Genomic DNA, 16,412 nt, shown 5'->3' with positions numbered 1-16,412 from the left:
ATTTAATGACCAATTCTAAAAAAACAGAACTTATTTATCTAATTGATGGCTCTGGTTATATTTTTAGAGCCTTTTATGCTCTTCCGCCACTCACAAGAAAAAGCGATGGAATGCCAGTAGGAGCTGTCAGTGGATTTTGTAATATGCTTTATAAATTCTTAGAAGATGCAAAATCAAAAGACTCTTATGAAAAACCAACCCATATAGCTGTAATATTTGATAGTGCTAGAAAAAATTTTAGAAATAATATTTACTCCGAATACAAAGCTAACAGAACCGAAACTCCAGAAGATTTAATTCCACAATTTAGTTTTATACGTGAAGCTGTAAAAGCTTTTAATTTACCTAGTATAGAAATGGAAAATTATGAAGCTGATGATTTGATTGCTACATATAAAAAACAAGCTTTAAAAAAAAACATAAGAGTAAAGATTATTTCGTCCGACAAAGATTTAATGCAATTAATTGATGATCAAACATCTCTTTTTGACTCAATGAAAAATAAGAATATAGGCATTGAAGAGGTTAAAGAAAAATTTGGTGTGACACCAGATAAAGTTATTGAAGTACAAGCATTAGCGGGAGATAGTTCAGATAATATACCTGGAGTTCCAAGTATAGGAGTTAAAACTGCCGCAGAATTAATTAATGAATTTGGTTCAGTAGAAAATTTATTAAAGAATATAGATAAAATTAAACAGCCAAAACGAAGACAAACAATTTTTGACAATAAAGAGAATGCGCTTATTAGTAAAAAATTAGTAACCCTAAAAGATGATGTTCCTATAGTTGAGAAAATTGAAGATTTTATAGTTAAAGATTTAGATAAAGAAAAAATTATTTCATTTTTAAAAAAAATGGAATTTACGAGACTTTTAGAAAGAATTGAAAAGGCCTATGGAGGACAAACTGATAAAAAGGAAATTATTTTAGAGAAAACAATAAACAGCACTTCTTCAAGCGCAAAAGTTTCTAGAGAAAATTATAAAACAGTATTTAAATTATCCGAACTAGAAAAAATTTTAGAAGAAGCTGATAAAAAAGGGATAGTTGTTGTTGATGTTGAGACAAATTCTTTAAATATTAAACAGGCCGATCTAGTGGGTATTTCTTTATGCGTAAAAGAAGGTGATGCATATTATTTGCCTTTAAATCATTCTAATAAAGAGGATAAACAAATTAAATCTCAGCTTGATACTGATGTTGTTATTAAAAAGATTAAGCCTTTCCTTGAGGACAAAAGTATAAAAATAATTGGACATAATATTAAGTATGATTTTCGAATATTAAAAAAATACGGAATTCATCTAAATTCAATAGAAGATACTATGTTAATGTCTTATGTTTTGGATGCTGGAATAAATCGTCATGGAATGGATTTACTTTCTGAAATTCATCTAAATCATAAAACCATTTCATTCAAAGATGTTGCTGGCATTGGAAAATCACAAGTTACTTTTGATAAAGTTCATATTGATAAGGCAACAGAATATGCAGCTGAAGATGCTGATATTACCTTAAGATTGTATAATTTTTTTAATAATAGAATCTTTAAAGAAGAAGTGTTGAAAGTCTATGAAGAACTCGAAAAGCCAATGGTTGAAGTTTTATCACAGATGGAGGAAAACGGAATTAAAATTGACGAAAAAATTTTAAAAAATTTATCATTTAAATTTGAAAAAGATTTAAAAGTTTTAGAAAAAAAAATTTATGAACTTGCAGGTGAAGAGTTTAATATTGCTTCTACAAAACAACTTGGTGATATTCTTTATAAAAAACTAAAAATTATTGGCACTAAGAAAACAAAAAAAGGCAATTATGCTACAAATGTTAATATTTTAGAGGATTTAGCTTTCCAAGGGCATGATTTGCCAAAACTCATTTTAGATTGGAGACAAAAATCTAAATTAAAAAATACCTATACTGACAGTTTGCAAGAATTTATTGATCCAAAAACTAAAAGAATTCATACATCTTTTTTACTAGCCGCCACCAATACAGGTAGACTTGCATCTAGCGATCCTAATATTCAAAACATCCCAATTAAATCTGTGGAAGGGAAAGAAATACGTTCTGCATTTATAGCAGAGAAAAGTAATTTTTTAATTTCAGCAGATTATAGTCAAATTGAAATGAGAATACTTGCACACATCGCTGATGTTAAAGAGCTTAAGAAGGGTTTTTTAAACTCTGAAGATATTCACAACATTACCGCAGCTCAAATCTTTGAAGTAAATCAAAATGAAATTAATGAGGAGATGAGAAGAAAAGCAAAGGCAATAAATTTTGGAATTATTTATGGAATCTCATCATATGGTCTAGCTAAACAAATCTCAGTTTCTAATACTGAAGCTGAATCTTTTTTAAAATCTTATTTTAAGAAATTTCCAGAAATTAAAGATTATATGAACGAAACATTAAAAAGTTGCAGAAAATATGGTTATGTAAAAACAATATTTGGTAGAAAGTGTAACTTTCCAAATATTAATGACAAAAACCATACTTTAAGAACTTTTCAAGAAAGAGCATCTATTAATGCTCCAATACAAGGAACGGCAGCAGATCTTTTAAGATTTGCAATGATAAAGATAGATCAAAAAATTCAAGATCAAAATTTAAAATGTAAAATGCTTTTGCAGATTCATGATGAGTTAGTATTCGAATCTTCGGCTGATAATATTAAAAAATCAAAAACTGATATTGTCGAAATAATGTCAAAAGCTTCGGAACCGGACTACAAATTTTCCATTCCATTAAGCGTAGATATAAAAGAAGGGTTAAATTGGACTACAGCGCATTAAAACTTTTGATTATACGAATATTATTATAAAATAATTTATATGAATAAAACAATCGCTCTTGTCGATGATGATAGAAATATTTTAACAAGCGTATCAATGGCCCTTGAGAATGAGGGATTTAAAGTTCAAACTTATCTTGACGGAGAAAGTGCATATATTGGTATGACTCGTAACCCTCCAGATCTTGCAGTTATAGATTTAAAAATGCCCAAAATGAATGGGGAAGAATTATTAGAAAAATTAAGAAAAAAATCATCTATACCTGTAATTTTATTAACCTCTAAGGATGATGAGGTAGATGAATTATTAGGACTAAAACTTGGCGCAGATGATTATGTTAAAAAATCTGGAGGCTTTTCTATTAAGGTATTAATAGAAAGAATTCGAGTTCAATTTAGAAAACTTGAACCAAAAACGGATTCTAAACCAAAAAATATTTTAACAGTTGGAAGATTAACTTTAGACTCTGAACAATTAGAATGTGAGTGGGGAGGAAAGACTTTACCAGATAAATTAACTACAACTGAATTTAAGATTATATATGAATTAGCAAAAAGACCCGGAGTTGTTAAGGAAAGAGCATACTTAATGAATATTGCTTATAAGCAAGATAATGACATTGAAGATAGGACTATAGATAGTCATGTTAAACGAATAAGAAAAAAATTTAAAAAGATTGATCCAAAATTTTCAGCTATTGAGACAAGATACGGAAGTGGTTACCGCTGGAATGTTAGTTAAATAGAATGAAGTTTTCTATTAATTTTAAATCTTTATTAGCAAGATTTTTATTAATTAATTTATTTTTCTTTTCAATTTTAGTTTTAGCAACTTATTCGTATCTTGAATCGATCGAACCTGAACTTGTAGGCAACAAAAAAAAAGAGCATTCTAAACTTATTAAAAATATCTCCTTAAACATGGAGCTACAGCGTATTTCTTACAAAAAAGATACTCTTAAAAGTTTTTTAGCAAATTATAAATATTTATTACCTAATATCGATCAAATTAGGATTTATGATCTAAAAAAAGAAATTTTAGCTGATATTCGCTCTTTAGATATTAATACTAGGCCACTTTATAAAATACCTGATGTCGAAGAAAAAAAATTACAAACAGATAATATACCTGACACACCTGATCTTACTACTCGACAAGAAGAAAAATTAATTAATAAAATTATAAATGAAAATTTAAATATATTGGGATCCAATAAGGTCTTAACTTTTTCAAGAAAAATTAAAAAAAATTTTTTTGTGGTTAGCATGTCTTCATTAAATATAAATAACGAAAATAAAGGTTTTATTGTCATAAAAGAAGTAGCAAATGACATTGAAAATGCTGTTATCGAAAGAAAAAACTTTGTTATTAGAACTGCATTAAGTGTTGCGGTGATTATATTAATTTTTTCAATATTTTTAAATGCAAATATTATTAAACCAATAAGAATTTTAGGGCGTTATGCGTCTTCAGCAAGTTCTGATCATCCTGATAATAAAATCATTAACAGAATTAATTCAAGGCCAGATGAAATTGGTAATTTATCAAGATCTCTTTCAGGTATGACAGATAATTTATACAAACGAATTGAGTTTGCAGAAAGATTTGCATCTGATCTTACTCATGAAATTAGGAATCCTTTAGCATCATTGAAGGCTGCGTCGGAATTATTACCTAATGCAAAAGACTCAGAAAAAAAAATTAGATTACTCGGAATTTTAAATGATGATGTTGTAAGAATTGAAAGATTAATAACAGATTATTCTAATATGCTTAAAGGCGAAGCGTCAGAAGCAAAATTAAAATTAACTAAATTTGATTTGATTAAACTAATTAGAAAAGTTGCAAATGAATATCAGCAAGTTATTAATAATTTAAAAAAGAATATATCGATAGAAATTGATGATTTGATAAATAAAAAAACTTTTATTATTGGTTTTGAAAGTAGAATTGAGCAAGTTATTTCTAATATATTAGAGAATTCTGTTTCTTTTAGTCCTAAAAAAAGCATTCTAAAAATAAAGATTGAAAGAGTTAATAACTATGCAAAAATAATTATTATTGATGAAGGTCCAGGATTTAATGAAAGTAATATTGGAAAAGTATTTGAGAGATTTTACAGTAACAGACCAAAGGAAATGTTTGGTTTACACTCTGGGTTAGGATTAAACATAGTTAAGAACATAGTTGAGTCTCACAAAGGTTATATTAAAGCTTATAATTTAAAAGATGAAAAAAAAAGAGGGGCAGTGGTCGAGATTGATCTGCCAATAGTAGATTAAAGATTATAAATAAATTTGATATACCTAAGTTTTACTGTTAATTAACTTTTCAAATGACACAAGATTTTAAAGTAAAAGATTTGAAACTAGCAGAATTTGGTAATAAGGAAATTTCCTTAGCAGAAACTGAAATGCCCGGTTTAATGGCAATCCGAAGCGAGTATCAATCTGCCAAGCCCTTAAAAGATGCAAAAATAATTGGATGTCTTCATATGACAATTCAAACTGCAGTTTTGATAGAAACATTAGTAGCTCTTGGAGCGGAGGTGAGATGGTCCTCTTGCAATATATTTTCAACACAAGATCATGCCGCAGCTGCAATTGCTGCAAAAGGGATACCAGTATTTGCATGGAAAGGTGAAACTGAAGAGGAGTATTGGTGGTGCATCGAGCAAACTATCAATGGAAAGAAAGATTGGAAGCCAAATCTTTTATTAGATGATGGCGGAGACTTAACAATGTTAATGCATAGCAAATATAAAGATTTATTAAAAAATATTAGGGGGGTTTCTGAAGAAACAACTACTGGAGTTAAAGCGTTAAAAAAATTAGAAAAAGAAGCTAAATTATTAATCCCAGCAATTAATGTAAATGACTCAGTAACCAAATCTAAATTTGACAATCTTTATGGTTGCAGAGAGAGTTTAGTCGACTCAATCAGAAGAGCAACAGACGTTATGATGTCAGGAAAGATTGCTATAGTCGCAGGATTTGGAGATGTTGGCAAAGGAAGTGCAGCATCTCTTAGACAAAGTGGCGCAAGAGTTTTAGTTACCGAGGCAGATCCTATTTGTGCATTACAAGCAGCAATGGAAGGTTATCAAGTTGTACTAATGGATGAAGCTATCTCAACAGCCGATATTGTTGTAACAGCTACCGGCAATAAAGATATTGTTACAATCGAACATATGAGAAAGATGAAAGATAGATCAATTCTTTGTAATATTGGACATTTTGATAATGAGATTCAAGTAAGTGCATTAAAAAATTATAGATGGAATGAGGTAAAGCCACAAGTTCATGAAATTGAATTCCCAGATAAAAAAAGAATTATTTTATTAGCCGAAGGAAGACTAGTAAACCTTGGTTGTGCGACAGGACATCCTAGTTTTGTTATGAGTGCCTCATTTACAAATCAGGTTATTGCGCAGATTGAATTATGGAATAATCATGGAAAATATCAAAATAAAGTCTATGTTTTACCTAAACATTTAGATGAAAAAGTTGCTACGTTACATCTCGCTAAAGTGGGTGCTAAGCTTACTAAATTAACAAAAGAGCAAGCTGATTATATTAGCGTATCTGAAAAAGGACCTTTTAAACCAGATACATATCGTTATTAATTTCAATTGAATGGAATTAAAATTCTTAGATTCCACAAAAAAAGTTGCTGAAGCTGTTGCAACTAATTTAAAACCAAATGATTTTATATTACTCAGTGGTAATTTAGGAGCCGGCAAGACGACATTTACTAGATTTTTAATACATTATTTGCAGCAAAAACATCAACATCCTTTAGAAGAAATAGTAAGTCCTACTTTTAATATAGTTCAATATTATGAATTAGGAAAAGATTTGAAGGTTGCTCACTATGATTTTTATAGATTAAAAAAAGAAAAAGAAATTTTAAATATAGGTTTATTTGATACAGCAAAAGATTTTATTAATATTATTGAGTGGCCTGAAATTATTATCAATTCTTTGAATGATTTTTTACAAATTAAATTTATTTATGATCCTAATAAAGATTTTAGATCTTTAAAATTTGATGGAAAAGGAAAGTGGTCAGGATTTAGTATTAATGAATAGATTAAAAATAATAAAAATTTTTCTTAAAAAGAATTCTATAGAGAAATATAAAATAAATAAAATAAAAGGAGATGCCTCTTTTAGAAAATATTTTAGAATTTATTTAAAGAACAAATCCTATATCCTTGCTTCCGCAGAACAGGAAAAAAAGTCTAACATTTTAAATTATGTTTTAATTAACAAGTTTTTAAATAAAGAGGGAATTAGTGCACCAAAAGTAATAGATTATGATTATAAAAATGGTTTAGCTTTATTACAGGATTTTGGCGATAAAACTTATCTTCAATTAATTAAGAAATCTAAAAATAAATTTTATATTTATCAATCGTTAATTAAATATTTAATTAAATTACAAAGAATAAATTTCAAAAATAATATATTTCGATTTAAAAAATATAACTTTAGTATTCTAAAAAAAGAAATAGATTTATTTTTTATTTGGTACTTACCTCATATAATCAAAATAAAGAGTAATTCCCAGATTAAAAAATTAAGACAATTATTACTGTCAATTTTAAAAAATAATTTTATTAAGAATAATTATTTTGTTCATAGAGATTTTCATGTTTCAAATATGATGGAATATAAGGATGGTTCAAAAAATAAAATTGGGATTATTGATACTCAGGATGCTTTGATTGGTTCAAAAGCTTACGACATACTTTCCTTAATAGATGATGTTAGGATTAAAACTAGTTCTAATTTGAAGAAGAAATTATTAAATTATTATTTATTGTTAGCGAGAAAAGAAAAGAATTTTAATATTAAACAATTTAAGAAAGAATTCTCCATCCTTTCAGTGCAAAGAGCTATGAAAATTATAGGAATATTTTCAAGACTTTTTAAAAGAGATAAGAAAGTTAGATATTTAAAATTAATTCCCTATACTTGGACAATACTTAATAAAAGGTTAGAAGATCCAATATTTAAAGAAGTAAGAGTTATCATGAATCAGCAAATTAAATTAAGATCTAAAAATGTTAATTGATAAAAAGTTTTTTGAAGATTCGGAAGCTTGGCCCTTTGCAGAGTCTAGAGAGATTTTAAAAAAAAGAATAAAAATAATCGAAAAAAAAGGTTACGTTTTATTTCAAACTGGCTACGGTCCAAGTGGATTACCTCATATTGGAACTTTTGGAGAAGTTTGCAGAACCACTATGGTTATGAATGCTTTTCAAAGACTGTCTAATATCCCTGTTAAATTGTTTACATTCTCGGATGATATGGATGGACTTAGAAAGGTTCCAGACAACATACCAAATAAATCAATTTTAGAAGATAACTTAAATAAACCACTAACAGCAATTCCTGATCCTTTTAAAAAATTTAAGAGCTTTGGAGAACATAATAATAGTATGTTGAAAAAATTTTTAGATGAATTTAATTTTAAGTATGAATTTAAAAGTTCAACCGAATTATATACTAAAGGTATATTTGATGATGCACTAACTGCAGTATTAAAAAACTATGACAAAATTATGGAAGTTGTTTTACCAACACTTGGTCCTGAAAGAAGGAAAACATACAGTCCATTTTTACCGATATGTCCAGAAACAGGAAAAGTATTAGAAGTTGCTGTAGTTGATAAAAATTTAGATTCCAGAACTATTATTTATCAGAATGGAAATAAAAAAGTTGAAACAAAAATTACAGGAGGAGCATGTAAATTACAGTGGAAAGTAGACTGGGCTATGCGTTGGTTTGCTCTTGGAGTTGATTTTGAAATGTATGGAAAAGATCTAATACCAAGCGCTGAATTATCTAGTAAAATTTGTAAAATTTTAGGAGGTACACCACCAACCGGATTTGCTTATGAATTATTTTTAGACGAAAATGGGGAAAAAATCTCTAAGTCAAAAGGTAATGGAATTACGATTGAACAATGGCTTAAGTATGCATCTCCAGAAAGTTTGTCATTATATATGTATCAAAATCCTACCAGAGCTAAAAAATTATATTTTCAAGTTATTCCAAAAGCAGTGGATGAGTATCTTTCTTTTTTAGAAAAATTTGAAAAACAAGAAGAAAAAGAAAAACTTGGGAATCCAGTTTGGCACGTACATAATGGAAATCCACCGAAAGAAGATATAATTATTTCTTTTAATATTTTACTTAATTTAGTCAGCGTCAGTAATACAGACAAAGAAGACGTTATCTGGAAATTTATTAAGAATTTTAGTCCAGATTTAGATAAACAAAAACATCCAATCCTTGCAAAACTTATATTAAATGCGATTAATTATTTTAATGATATTGTAAAAATTAGTAAAAAATTTAGAAAGCCTAACCCAGCAGAAAAAAAAGCTTTGCAAGACCTCGCTGAGCAGATTTCTAAAATGAGTCCAACTCTACAACCAGAAGAAATGCAAACTATAGTTTATTCTGTTGGCAAAACTCATTACTCAAAAGAAAGATTAAGGGATTGGTTTAAAATGATTTATGAAGTGCTTTTTGGTGATGAACAAGGTCCTAGAATGGGCTCATTTATAAGTTTTTATGGTATTAAAGAAACAGTAAATTTAATTAATAAATCTATTAATGATTAAATGCAAAAATGAATTATCAGATTATTAATTTTTTTATTAATAAGTTTGATCCAGAATTTACTCATTCGATTGCTATTCAGTTTTTAAAAAATCTCTACATTCCAATATTTAAATCAAAAGATGATGAAATATTAAAAATTAATGTTTTAGGAAAAGAATTCTCAAACCCAATAGGTCTAGCAGCAGGATTCGACAAAAATGCTGAAGTATATAATAAGATATTAGAACTTGGATTTGGTTTTGCAGAAGTTGGAACAATTACTCCTAAACCACAAGATGGAAATCCAAAACCAAGAGTTTTTAGATTATTAGAAGATGAAGCGATTATAAATCGTTTGGGTTTTCCAAGCCAGGGTTTAATTAAAGTTAAAAGTAGAATTGAAAGTAAAAGTTCAGAAGGAATATTAGGAATTAATATAGGACCAAATAAAGATAGTACGTCACGGATTGATGATTACATAGAGTGTTTTAAAAATTTGCATAATTTATGTAGTTATATATGTATAAATATTTCCTCACCTAATACTGAAAATTTAAGAAATTTTCATGAACAAGAAAATTTAAAAAAATTATTAAGTGAGATTTTAAATATAAAAAAAGTTTTAAACAGTAAAACACCCATTGTTCTAAAAATATCACCAGATATTAATGATTCTGAAATTAATACAATTTGTAAAAATATTTTAGAATTTAATCTTGATGGATTAGTTTTGACTAATACATCGGTAAGATTAAGAGAAAATTTAATTAACAAACAAAGAGACGAACTAGGAGGATTGTCTGGGTCACCTATTAAGCAAATTTCTAACTTAATTATTAAAAAATTTTTTAGAATAATCAAAAAAAAAGTACCGATAATTGGTGTGGGTGGAATTGATTCAGGAATTTCTGCTTATGAAAAAATAAGAGCAGGAGCCTCTTTATTGCAGCTTTACACAGGATTGGTCTACAAGGGACCCTTTGTAGTATTGGATATTAAAAATGAATTAGCTAAACTTTTGAGAAGAGATGGGTTTTCGTCCTTACAAGAAGCGATAGGCGTTGACAGCGAATAAATTAATTACCAAAGTTAAAATTACAAAAAAAGTTAGTCGCTTTCTAAGATTTAAATACCAAGCGTTACTAGTTTCGAAAAATATTCTGCTATCTATTAAGTTAATTGCAAAATAAACTACTATGTAAATTGCAATTTTTATATCTTGGTTTGAAAAAAAATCTAAAATAAAACTAAAAACTGGGACTAAAACGCTTAATGTTAGTAATAAATTTTTATTATTAGAAATATTGCTATTTAATATTTTGCTCCATTGACTGCCACAGAGAAAAGATAAAATTATAATGGCGTAAAATAAATATATATCAATTACATAGTTATTAAAGTTAGAAATAAAAAAAATAATTGTAAGTACATAAAAAGGAATAAGCCCAAGGTATCCCAATATACTTGCTAATTTTTTTTTCTCAATTTGCATATTTAATATTGTAATTTTTTAAAGATAAATGAACTGAAGTATCCAATTAATATAGCAAGCGCCACAGCTGTTAATGCATATAATATTGGGCTTGTATGTACAAATTGATAAATAAAATCTTGAAAAAAATTTAGCTGATCATGATTTTCTAATTTTTTAAAAATTATAAATTTTAATTCTTCTATAAATAAAGAATAACCAAATTTTAATCCAAAAATAATAATGATAATTGACATTAAGATTCTAAGTTCTTCATTTTTTAAATTCATTCCAAGTCTAGTTCCAAACTGCACTCCAATAACAGAACCAAACATAAGAATAAAAACTAAAACGAGGTCAATGTTATGGTTAGTGATGGCATGAAAAAAAGTTATAAATGTCATAACAAAAATCATTACAAATAAAGATGTTCCCGGAACAAGTTTAGAAGGCATACCAAAAACGTAAATCATTACAGGGATTAAAATAAATGCACCCCCAATACCCATCATAGATGAAATAATCCCAATTAAGAAACCAAAAAATATAGGTGGAATAATACTAATATAAAGTCTTGATGAATTCATTCTAACTTTAAAAGGTAGTCCATGAATCCATGTGTGTTTTCGAAATTTTCGTTTTATAAATTTTTTATTTCTTATCCTCTGGAATTCAGCAAGACTTTCTATAAACATTAAAATTCCAAAACTAGTAAGTAATACAAAATATAAGATTGAAGTTATTGTATTAATTTTTCCGATTTGAATTAATAATTTAATAAAATAAATACCAATGACTGAACCAAAAAAACCCCCAATTAAGATATAAAAACCCATTTTAATATCGACTTGTTTTTTATACCAATGTGCAAATGTACCTGAAACAGAAGACGCTAAAATATTATTAGATCCATTAGCTATGGCATGCATTGGGGGAATACCGAAAAAAATTAAAATAGGAGTCATTAAGAATCCTCCCCCAATGCCTAGTAGACCACTTAAAAAACCTATAAAGCCGCTAATTAATAATAAATAGAAAATGTTAACATGAACCTCTACAATTGGCAGATAAACTTGGAACATGAGAATTTTAAGTTAACTAATAATTATTGGACTAATCTTGTAAAAACAAGAAAATCAATTAATGCAAATAATCTAGGATTTATAAGAAATATCTTGACGTAAATTCATCATCTAACTATATCCCTTGCAGGAGTAAATATGTCTAAACTTTGTGAACTGACAGGCAAAAGACCTCAAACAGGTCATAATGTTAGTCATGCTAATAATAAAACTAAAAGAAGATTTTTTCCAAATCTTAAAAAAGTTTCTTTTAAGAGTGAGAAATTAAATCGTGATATCCGTATTAAGATTTGCACTCGTGCTATAAAAGCCGTAGATTTTAGAGGGGGTATTGATGAATTTTTATTAAGAGCTAAAAATAAAAATTTATCACCTAGAGTTAAAAAAATAAGAAAACTATTATTAACAATTGTCCCACACGTAAAAAAAGTTAAAAAAGAAATAAAAGTAAAAAAAGAAGTTAAAAAAGTTTAGTTGAGCTTGATTTTTTCAAAAAAAATATTTTGGTATACAGCTGCCATGGCAGCAGTTATTTGCTCATCTAATTATTTAGTGCAATTTCCTTTTAATCATTTTGAATTAAAAGAAATTATAACTTGGGGAGCTTTTACATATCCAGTATCTTTTTTTATTACAGAACTTGCAAATCGTTTTTTTGGAAAAACATTTGCTCGTAAAATCGTATTTACAGGATTCCTTACAGGACTAATATTATCTTTTATTTTAAGCCTTCAAGAATTTATTCTTTCGAGAATTGTCATTGGATCAGGCATAGCTTTTCTTGCTGCGCAATTATTGGATATTAAAGTTTTTGATTCTTTAAGAAATAAGTCCTGGTTTATTCCTCCTTTAGTCTCATCACTTTTATGTTCACTCTTAGATACTATATTATTTTTTAGTATTGCTTTTTATGGAACAGATATTAACTGGGTAACTTTGGCTTTTGGTGATTTTGCAGTTAAATTATTAGTAGATTTTGTGATGCTACTTCCTTTTAGGTTCGCAATAGCAAAGTATAAGATTATTTAATTTAACTTATTCTTTTTTGGTTCTTCAATAAACAAATCTGCAAGCTGATCAATTAAAGCATCCCCAAGTTCTTGAACGTCTGCAATTTTTAAAGCCTTGCTATAATAGTTGGTAACGTCATGACCAATTCCTATAGCATTAATCTCAACATCTTTTTTATTTTCAATCCATTTTACAGTATTTTTTAGATGTTTCTCTAAATAGTTTCCTGGGTTTACAGAAAGAGTTGAATCATCAACAGGAGCCCCATCAGAGATTACCATCAAAATTTTTCTTTCTTCACTTCTTTTTATTAATCTTTGGTAAGCCCATAAAATTGCTTCTCCATCAATATTTTCTTTTAAGATTCCTTCTTTTAGCATTAGTCCAAGATTATTTTTTCCTCTTCTCCATGGTGTGTCTGCAGATTTATAAATGATATGAGATAAATCATTTAGTCTTCCAGGATTATTTATTTTATTTTTTAACCATAACTCTCTACTTTTTCCACCTTTCCAATTTAAGGTTGTGAAACCTAAAACTTCAACTTTCACAGAACATCTTTCAAGAGTTCTAGATAAAATATCAGCACAAATAGCCGCAATAGATATAGGCCTACCTCGCATTGATCCAGAATTGTCAATTAATAAAGTTACTACTGTGTCTTTAAAGTTTGTATTTTTTTCTTTTTTATAAGAAAGTGAGTTATAGGGGTCGATAATTACTCTAGTTAGTTTAGCTGTATCAAGCATTCCTTCTTCAAGATCAAACTCCCAAGATCTATTTTGGAATGCAAGTAGTTTTCTTTGTAATTTATTTGCAAGTCTTGAAATAAAATTATGAAATGATTTTAACTGATTATCTAGATTCTCTCTAAATCTAATCATTTCACTAGGATCAACCATTTCTTCAGCATTAATAATTTTGTCGAATTTGTTTGTGAAAATTTTATATTTAATTTCATTGTTATTTTTTTTAATGTCAGAAGATTTTATTTCGTCATTTGAATTATTCTCATCTTCAATTAATGACTCTAATTCACTTTGATTTGCGTCAATCTCAATATCAGGAATTATACTTTCAATATTAAAGTCTTGTTTGTTAGAAGTTTTATCTTGGTTAATTTCGTTATCATTCTGATCTTTTAGTTTATTGTCATTTTTTTGTTCATTATCATTATCACTATTATTAGGACTTAACTTTTCTTCTAATTTTAGATTTTGAATAATAGAGTTTAAAATATTGGAAAACTTTTCTTGATTTGAAATATTTTTTTTTAATAAATCTAAATTATTTTTGATTTGCTCATCAACAATCTTATTCCAGTTTTTTAAACTTTTTTTATCCTCAAGGTTTAGATCTAAATTAAGGAGATGATTTGCTAAAATAATATCAAAAGCTTTTTCAATACTATTGAACATATCATCATTTTGTTCTTTAAATCTTTTTTGATAGTAATTTTTAAAATTTAAATTTATTCCTGCAAAATTCTCTGAACCTAGTTTTTCATAACGAATTTTTTCAGCGCTTTTATAAATATTTTTGGCAATTATTCCTCTAGGTTCAAATTTTTTTAAAAGTTCTGAATCGCTATATTTTATTTTTAAAGCCTCAGAATCTGCAATAGCTCTAATATTTTGATATTCGTCTATAGAATCAAAATTAATTTTAGGAAGATTAATAACGTTACTTTCTTTAGCTGGTGAGTCTGAGAATAAAATATTAAGATCTTGTTTTTTAGCTAATGCCTTGATGGTTGACGATATGGCTATTTTGAAATTTTCAGCCTGTTTTTCATTTTCCATTTTTAAGATTTATTTTTATACTTGCTGATGTCTCTGTAAGCTCTTTAGCAAAACATCTTTGAAAATATTCCGCAATAATTGCTTTTTCTAATTCATCGCAACGATTTAAAAATGATATTTTGAATGAATAACCAATATCATTAAAAATTTTATAATTATCTGCCCAAGTCATCACTGTTCTTGGACTCATTACTGTTGAAATATCTCCATTAGCAAGTCCAGATCTCGTTAGTTCGGCTACTTGAATCATTTTTTGTGCAATTTTTTTTCCCTCCGCATTATTTAAGTGAGGACATTTTGATATTATGATCTCGAGTTCATTTTCTTGTTTCAAGTAATTTAGAGTAGTTACAATATTCCATCTATCCATTTGACCTTGGTTAATTTGTTGGGTTCCATGATAAAGTCCAGAGGTATCACCAAGTCCAATAGTATTTGCTGTTGCAAATAATCTAAAAAATTTATTTTGTTTAATAACTTTGTTTTTATCTAGCAAAGTTAATTTTCCTTCACTTTCAAGCAATCTTTGAATCACAAACATTACATCAGGTCTTCCAGCATCATATTCATCAAATACCAAAGCTACGGGATTTTGTAACGCCCATGGTAGTATCCCCTCTCTAAATTCAGTGACCTGTTTGTTATCTTTTATTACAATTGCATCTTTTCCCAAAAGATCAATTCTACTGATGTGACTATCTAAATTTACTCTTATACAAGGCCAATTTAATCTTGCTGCAACTTGTTCAACGTGAGTTGATTTTCCTGTTCCATGAAAACCTTGAATTAAGACTCTTTTATTAAAAACAAAACCCGCAAGAATTGCTAATGTTGTGTCACGATCAAATTTATAAGCGTTGTCTAATTCAGGAACAAATTGATTTTTTTTTGAAAAACCCTCAACCGTCATATCGGTATCAATATTAAAAACTTGTTTTACAGAAATCTTTATATCGGGAGTACTATCGAAAGTATTATTTTCCATGATTTACGTTCTTTTGATTATTTCTTAATAGAGTATAAGCTATTGTTATTTCTTTTAATTTATTCTCAAATTTTTTATCACCAGAATTAGTATCTGGGTGATATTTTTTTACAAGTTTTTTAAATTGCTCTCTAATTTCGCTCCATTTTACATTACTTTTTAAATCTAGTTTTTTTAGAGCCTCTATTTCCTTAGAGCTATAAATTGTCTTTTTTTCAAATTGTTTAAAATAATCTGCAGGAAAAAAATCTTGTTCTTCTAAAATATTTCTCCATACTTTATTAAAAAAATTATCTTTTGAACCAAGTTTAGATGTTGGTTTATGCCATGTAATATCTGAATGAATGAATTCTTCAATTTTATCTTGCGACATTTCAGAAAAAAAATCCCACTCATGATTATAAATTTTTATATGTTCAGAGCAGAACCATTTATATTCACCTGAAGTTTTAGAAGGTGCTTTGAATTCACCTGGATGTTTGCATCTTTTCCAATCACATGAATTATCGTTAGTTTTGTTGTGAATTTTTAAATGATCACCACAAAACCATTTATACTGTTTATTAATATCTTTTTTTATAAGACCCTGGCCAGAAGCTACTTCTTTGCATTTGTTCCATTCACAGATCTTTCTCATTTGCGT

Annotated in this window: 15 protein-coding genes; 10 read left to right on the top strand and 5 right to left on the bottom strand. The window is 27.7% G+C overall.

All coding sequences use genetic code 11. The annotated features are described in order from the left end of the window. The first annotated feature begins 5 nt into the window (after positions 1-5). The 8 genes from polA to AC8IGH_RS01240 are packed head-to-tail and all read left to right on the top strand — an operon-like array spanning position 6 to position 10,493. The gene (polA, locus tag AC8IGH_RS01275) at positions 6-2,801 is read left to right on the top strand and encodes a DNA polymerase I (protein ID WP_507418904.1); all 2,796 of its coding nucleotides are present in this window, start codon (positions 6-8) and stop codon (positions 2,799-2,801) included. Between the two features lie 39 nt (positions 2,802-2,840). After that, the gene (locus AC8IGH_RS01270) at positions 2,841-3,542 is read left to right on the top strand and encodes a response regulator transcription factor (RefSeq protein WP_507418903.1); all 702 of its coding nucleotides are present in this window, start codon (positions 2,841-2,843) and stop codon (positions 3,540-3,542) included. Positions 3,543-3,547: 5 nt separating this feature from the next. Continuing rightward, positions 3,548-5,083: a sensor histidine kinase gene (locus AC8IGH_RS01265; RefSeq protein WP_507418902.1), complete on the top strand. Its 1,536-nt coding sequence runs from the start codon at positions 3,548-3,550 to the stop codon at positions 5,081-5,083. A gap of 53 nt (positions 5,084-5,136) precedes the next feature. Next, entirely contained in the window at positions 5,137-6,426 is a 1,290-nt protein-coding gene (gene ahcY / locus AC8IGH_RS01260) for an adenosylhomocysteinase (protein ID WP_507418901.1), read from the top strand. A 10-nt stretch (positions 6,427-6,436) separates the two neighbouring features. After that, complete coding sequence (tsaE, locus tag AC8IGH_RS01255; RefSeq protein WP_507418900.1) at positions 6,437-6,892, top strand: tRNA (adenosine(37)-N6)-threonylcarbamoyltransferase complex ATPase subunit type 1 TsaE; 456 nt, start codon at positions 6,437-6,439, stop codon at positions 6,890-6,892. After that, positions 6,852-7,880 (top strand): aminoglycoside phosphotransferase family protein, encoded by a 1,029-nt coding sequence (locus AC8IGH_RS01250; RefSeq protein WP_507418899.1) that lies wholly within the window; start codon positions 6,852-6,854, stop codon positions 7,878-7,880. The genes tsaE and AC8IGH_RS01250 overlap by 41 nt, the downstream gene beginning before the upstream one ends. Next, positions 7,870-9,438, top strand: coding sequence for a lysine--tRNA ligase (locus AC8IGH_RS01245; protein ID WP_507418898.1), 1,569 nt, complete (start codon positions 7,870-7,872; stop codon positions 9,436-9,438). The genes AC8IGH_RS01250 and AC8IGH_RS01245 overlap by 11 nt, the downstream gene beginning before the upstream one ends. Positions 9,439-9,446: 8 nt before the next feature. Beyond that, on the top strand, positions 9,447-10,493 hold the full coding sequence (locus AC8IGH_RS01240; protein ID WP_507418897.1) for a quinone-dependent dihydroorotate dehydrogenase: 1,047 nt from the start codon (positions 9,447-9,449) through the stop codon (positions 10,491-10,493). On the opposite strand, the gene AC8IGH_RS01235 is transcribed toward AC8IGH_RS01240, so the two are convergent. Then, complete coding sequence (locus AC8IGH_RS01235; protein ID WP_507418896.1) at positions 10,461-10,910, bottom strand: DUF3429 domain-containing protein; 450 nt, start codon at positions 10,908-10,910, stop codon at positions 10,461-10,463. The two genes, AC8IGH_RS01240 and AC8IGH_RS01235, sit on opposite strands and share 33 nt — an antisense overlap. 2 nt (positions 10,911-10,912) lie before the next feature. Continuing rightward, positions 10,913-11,971, bottom strand: a complete 1,059-nt coding sequence (locus tag AC8IGH_RS01230) for a sulfite exporter TauE/SafE family protein (RefSeq protein ID WP_507418895.1) — start codon at positions 11,969-11,971, stop codon at positions 10,913-10,915. A 138-nt stretch (positions 11,972-12,109) separates the two neighbouring features. On the opposite strand from AC8IGH_RS01230, the gene rpmB reads away from it, so the two are divergent. Both rpmB and AC8IGH_RS01220 read left to right on the top strand, forming a co-directional pair. Continuing rightward, positions 12,110-12,445 (top strand): 50S ribosomal protein L28, encoded by a 336-nt coding sequence (rpmB, locus tag AC8IGH_RS01225; RefSeq protein ID WP_507418894.1) that lies wholly within the window; start codon positions 12,110-12,112, stop codon positions 12,443-12,445. 24 nt (positions 12,446-12,469) lie between these two features. Continuing rightward, on the top strand, positions 12,470-13,000 hold the full coding sequence (locus tag AC8IGH_RS01220; RefSeq protein WP_507418927.1) for a queuosine precursor transporter: 531 nt from the start codon (positions 12,470-12,472) through the stop codon (positions 12,998-13,000). Here AC8IGH_RS01220 and AC8IGH_RS01215 read toward each other — a convergent pair. Genes AC8IGH_RS01215 through AC8IGH_RS01205 form a run of 3 tightly spaced genes read right to left on the bottom strand, consistent with a single transcriptional unit; the run spans position 12,997 to position 16,406 of the window. Beyond that, on the bottom strand, positions 12,997-14,784 hold the full coding sequence (locus tag AC8IGH_RS01215) for a cobaltochelatase CobT-related protein (protein WP_507418893.1): 1,788 nt from the start codon (positions 14,782-14,784) through the stop codon (positions 12,997-12,999). The genes AC8IGH_RS01220 and AC8IGH_RS01215 overlap by 4 nt on opposite strands. Further along, positions 14,774-15,769, bottom strand: coding sequence for an AAA family ATPase (locus AC8IGH_RS01210; RefSeq protein WP_507418892.1), 996 nt, complete (start codon positions 15,767-15,769; stop codon positions 14,774-14,776). Before AC8IGH_RS01210 ends, AC8IGH_RS01215 begins: the two co-directional genes overlap by 11 nt. Then, positions 15,759-16,406 carry a J domain-containing protein gene (locus AC8IGH_RS01205; protein ID WP_507418891.1) on the bottom strand — a complete coding sequence of 216 codons (648 nt, stop codon included), beginning with the start codon at positions 16,404-16,406 and terminating at the stop codon, positions 15,759-15,761. Before AC8IGH_RS01205 ends, AC8IGH_RS01210 begins: the two co-directional genes overlap by 11 nt. Positions 16,407-16,412 lie beyond the last annotated feature (6 nt).

Source organism: Candidatus Allofontibacter sp. (assembly GCF_038145245.1).
GTDB lineage: Bacteria > Pseudomonadota > Alphaproteobacteria > Pelagibacterales > Pelagibacteraceae > Fontibacterium.
Note: the sequence above shows the minus strand (reverse complement) of the source record. Positions and strands in the feature narration are given on the sequence as shown.

Coding starts and splice junctions, on each gene's coding strand:
- AC8IGH_RS01235 (WP_507418896.1), bottom strand. CDS start 10,910: ATGCAAATTGAGAAAAAAAAATTAGCAAGTATATTGGGATACCTTGGG.
- AC8IGH_RS01240 (WP_507418897.1), top strand. CDS start 9,447: ATGAATTATCAGATTATTAATTTTTTTATTAATAAGTTTGATCCAGAA.
- polA (WP_507418904.1), top strand. CDS start 6: ATGACCAATTCTAAAAAAACAGAACTTATTTATCTAATTGATGGCTCT.
- tsaE (WP_507418900.1), top strand. CDS start 6,437: ATGGAATTAAAATTCTTAGATTCCACAAAAAAAGTTGCTGAAGCTGTT.
- AC8IGH_RS01215 (WP_507418893.1), bottom strand. CDS start 14,784: ATGGAAAATGAAAAACAGGCTGAAAATTTCAAAATAGCCATATCGTCA.
- AC8IGH_RS01265 (WP_507418902.1), top strand. CDS start 3,548: ATGAAGTTTTCTATTAATTTTAAATCTTTATTAGCAAGATTTTTATTA.
- AC8IGH_RS01205 (WP_507418891.1), bottom strand. CDS start 16,406: ATGAGAAAGATCTGTGAATGGAACAAATGCAAAGAAGTAGCTTCTGGC.
- AC8IGH_RS01245 (WP_507418898.1), top strand. CDS start 7,870: ATGTTAATTGATAAAAAGTTTTTTGAAGATTCGGAAGCTTGGCCCTTT.
- ahcY (WP_507418901.1), top strand. CDS start 5,137: ATGACACAAGATTTTAAAGTAAAAGATTTGAAACTAGCAGAATTTGGT.
- rpmB (WP_507418894.1), top strand. CDS start 12,110: ATGTCTAAACTTTGTGAACTGACAGGCAAAAGACCTCAAACAGGTCAT.
- AC8IGH_RS01270 (WP_507418903.1), top strand. CDS start 2,841: ATGAATAAAACAATCGCTCTTGTCGATGATGATAGAAATATTTTAACA.
- AC8IGH_RS01230 (WP_507418895.1), bottom strand. CDS start 11,971: ATGTTCCAAGTTTATCTGCCAATTGTAGAGGTTCATGTTAACATTTTC.
- AC8IGH_RS01250 (WP_507418899.1), top strand. CDS start 6,852: ATGGAAAAGGAAAGTGGTCAGGATTTAGTATTAATGAATAGATTAAAA.
- AC8IGH_RS01210 (WP_507418892.1), bottom strand. CDS start 15,769: ATGGAAAATAATACTTTCGATAGTACTCCCGATATAAAGATTTCTGTA.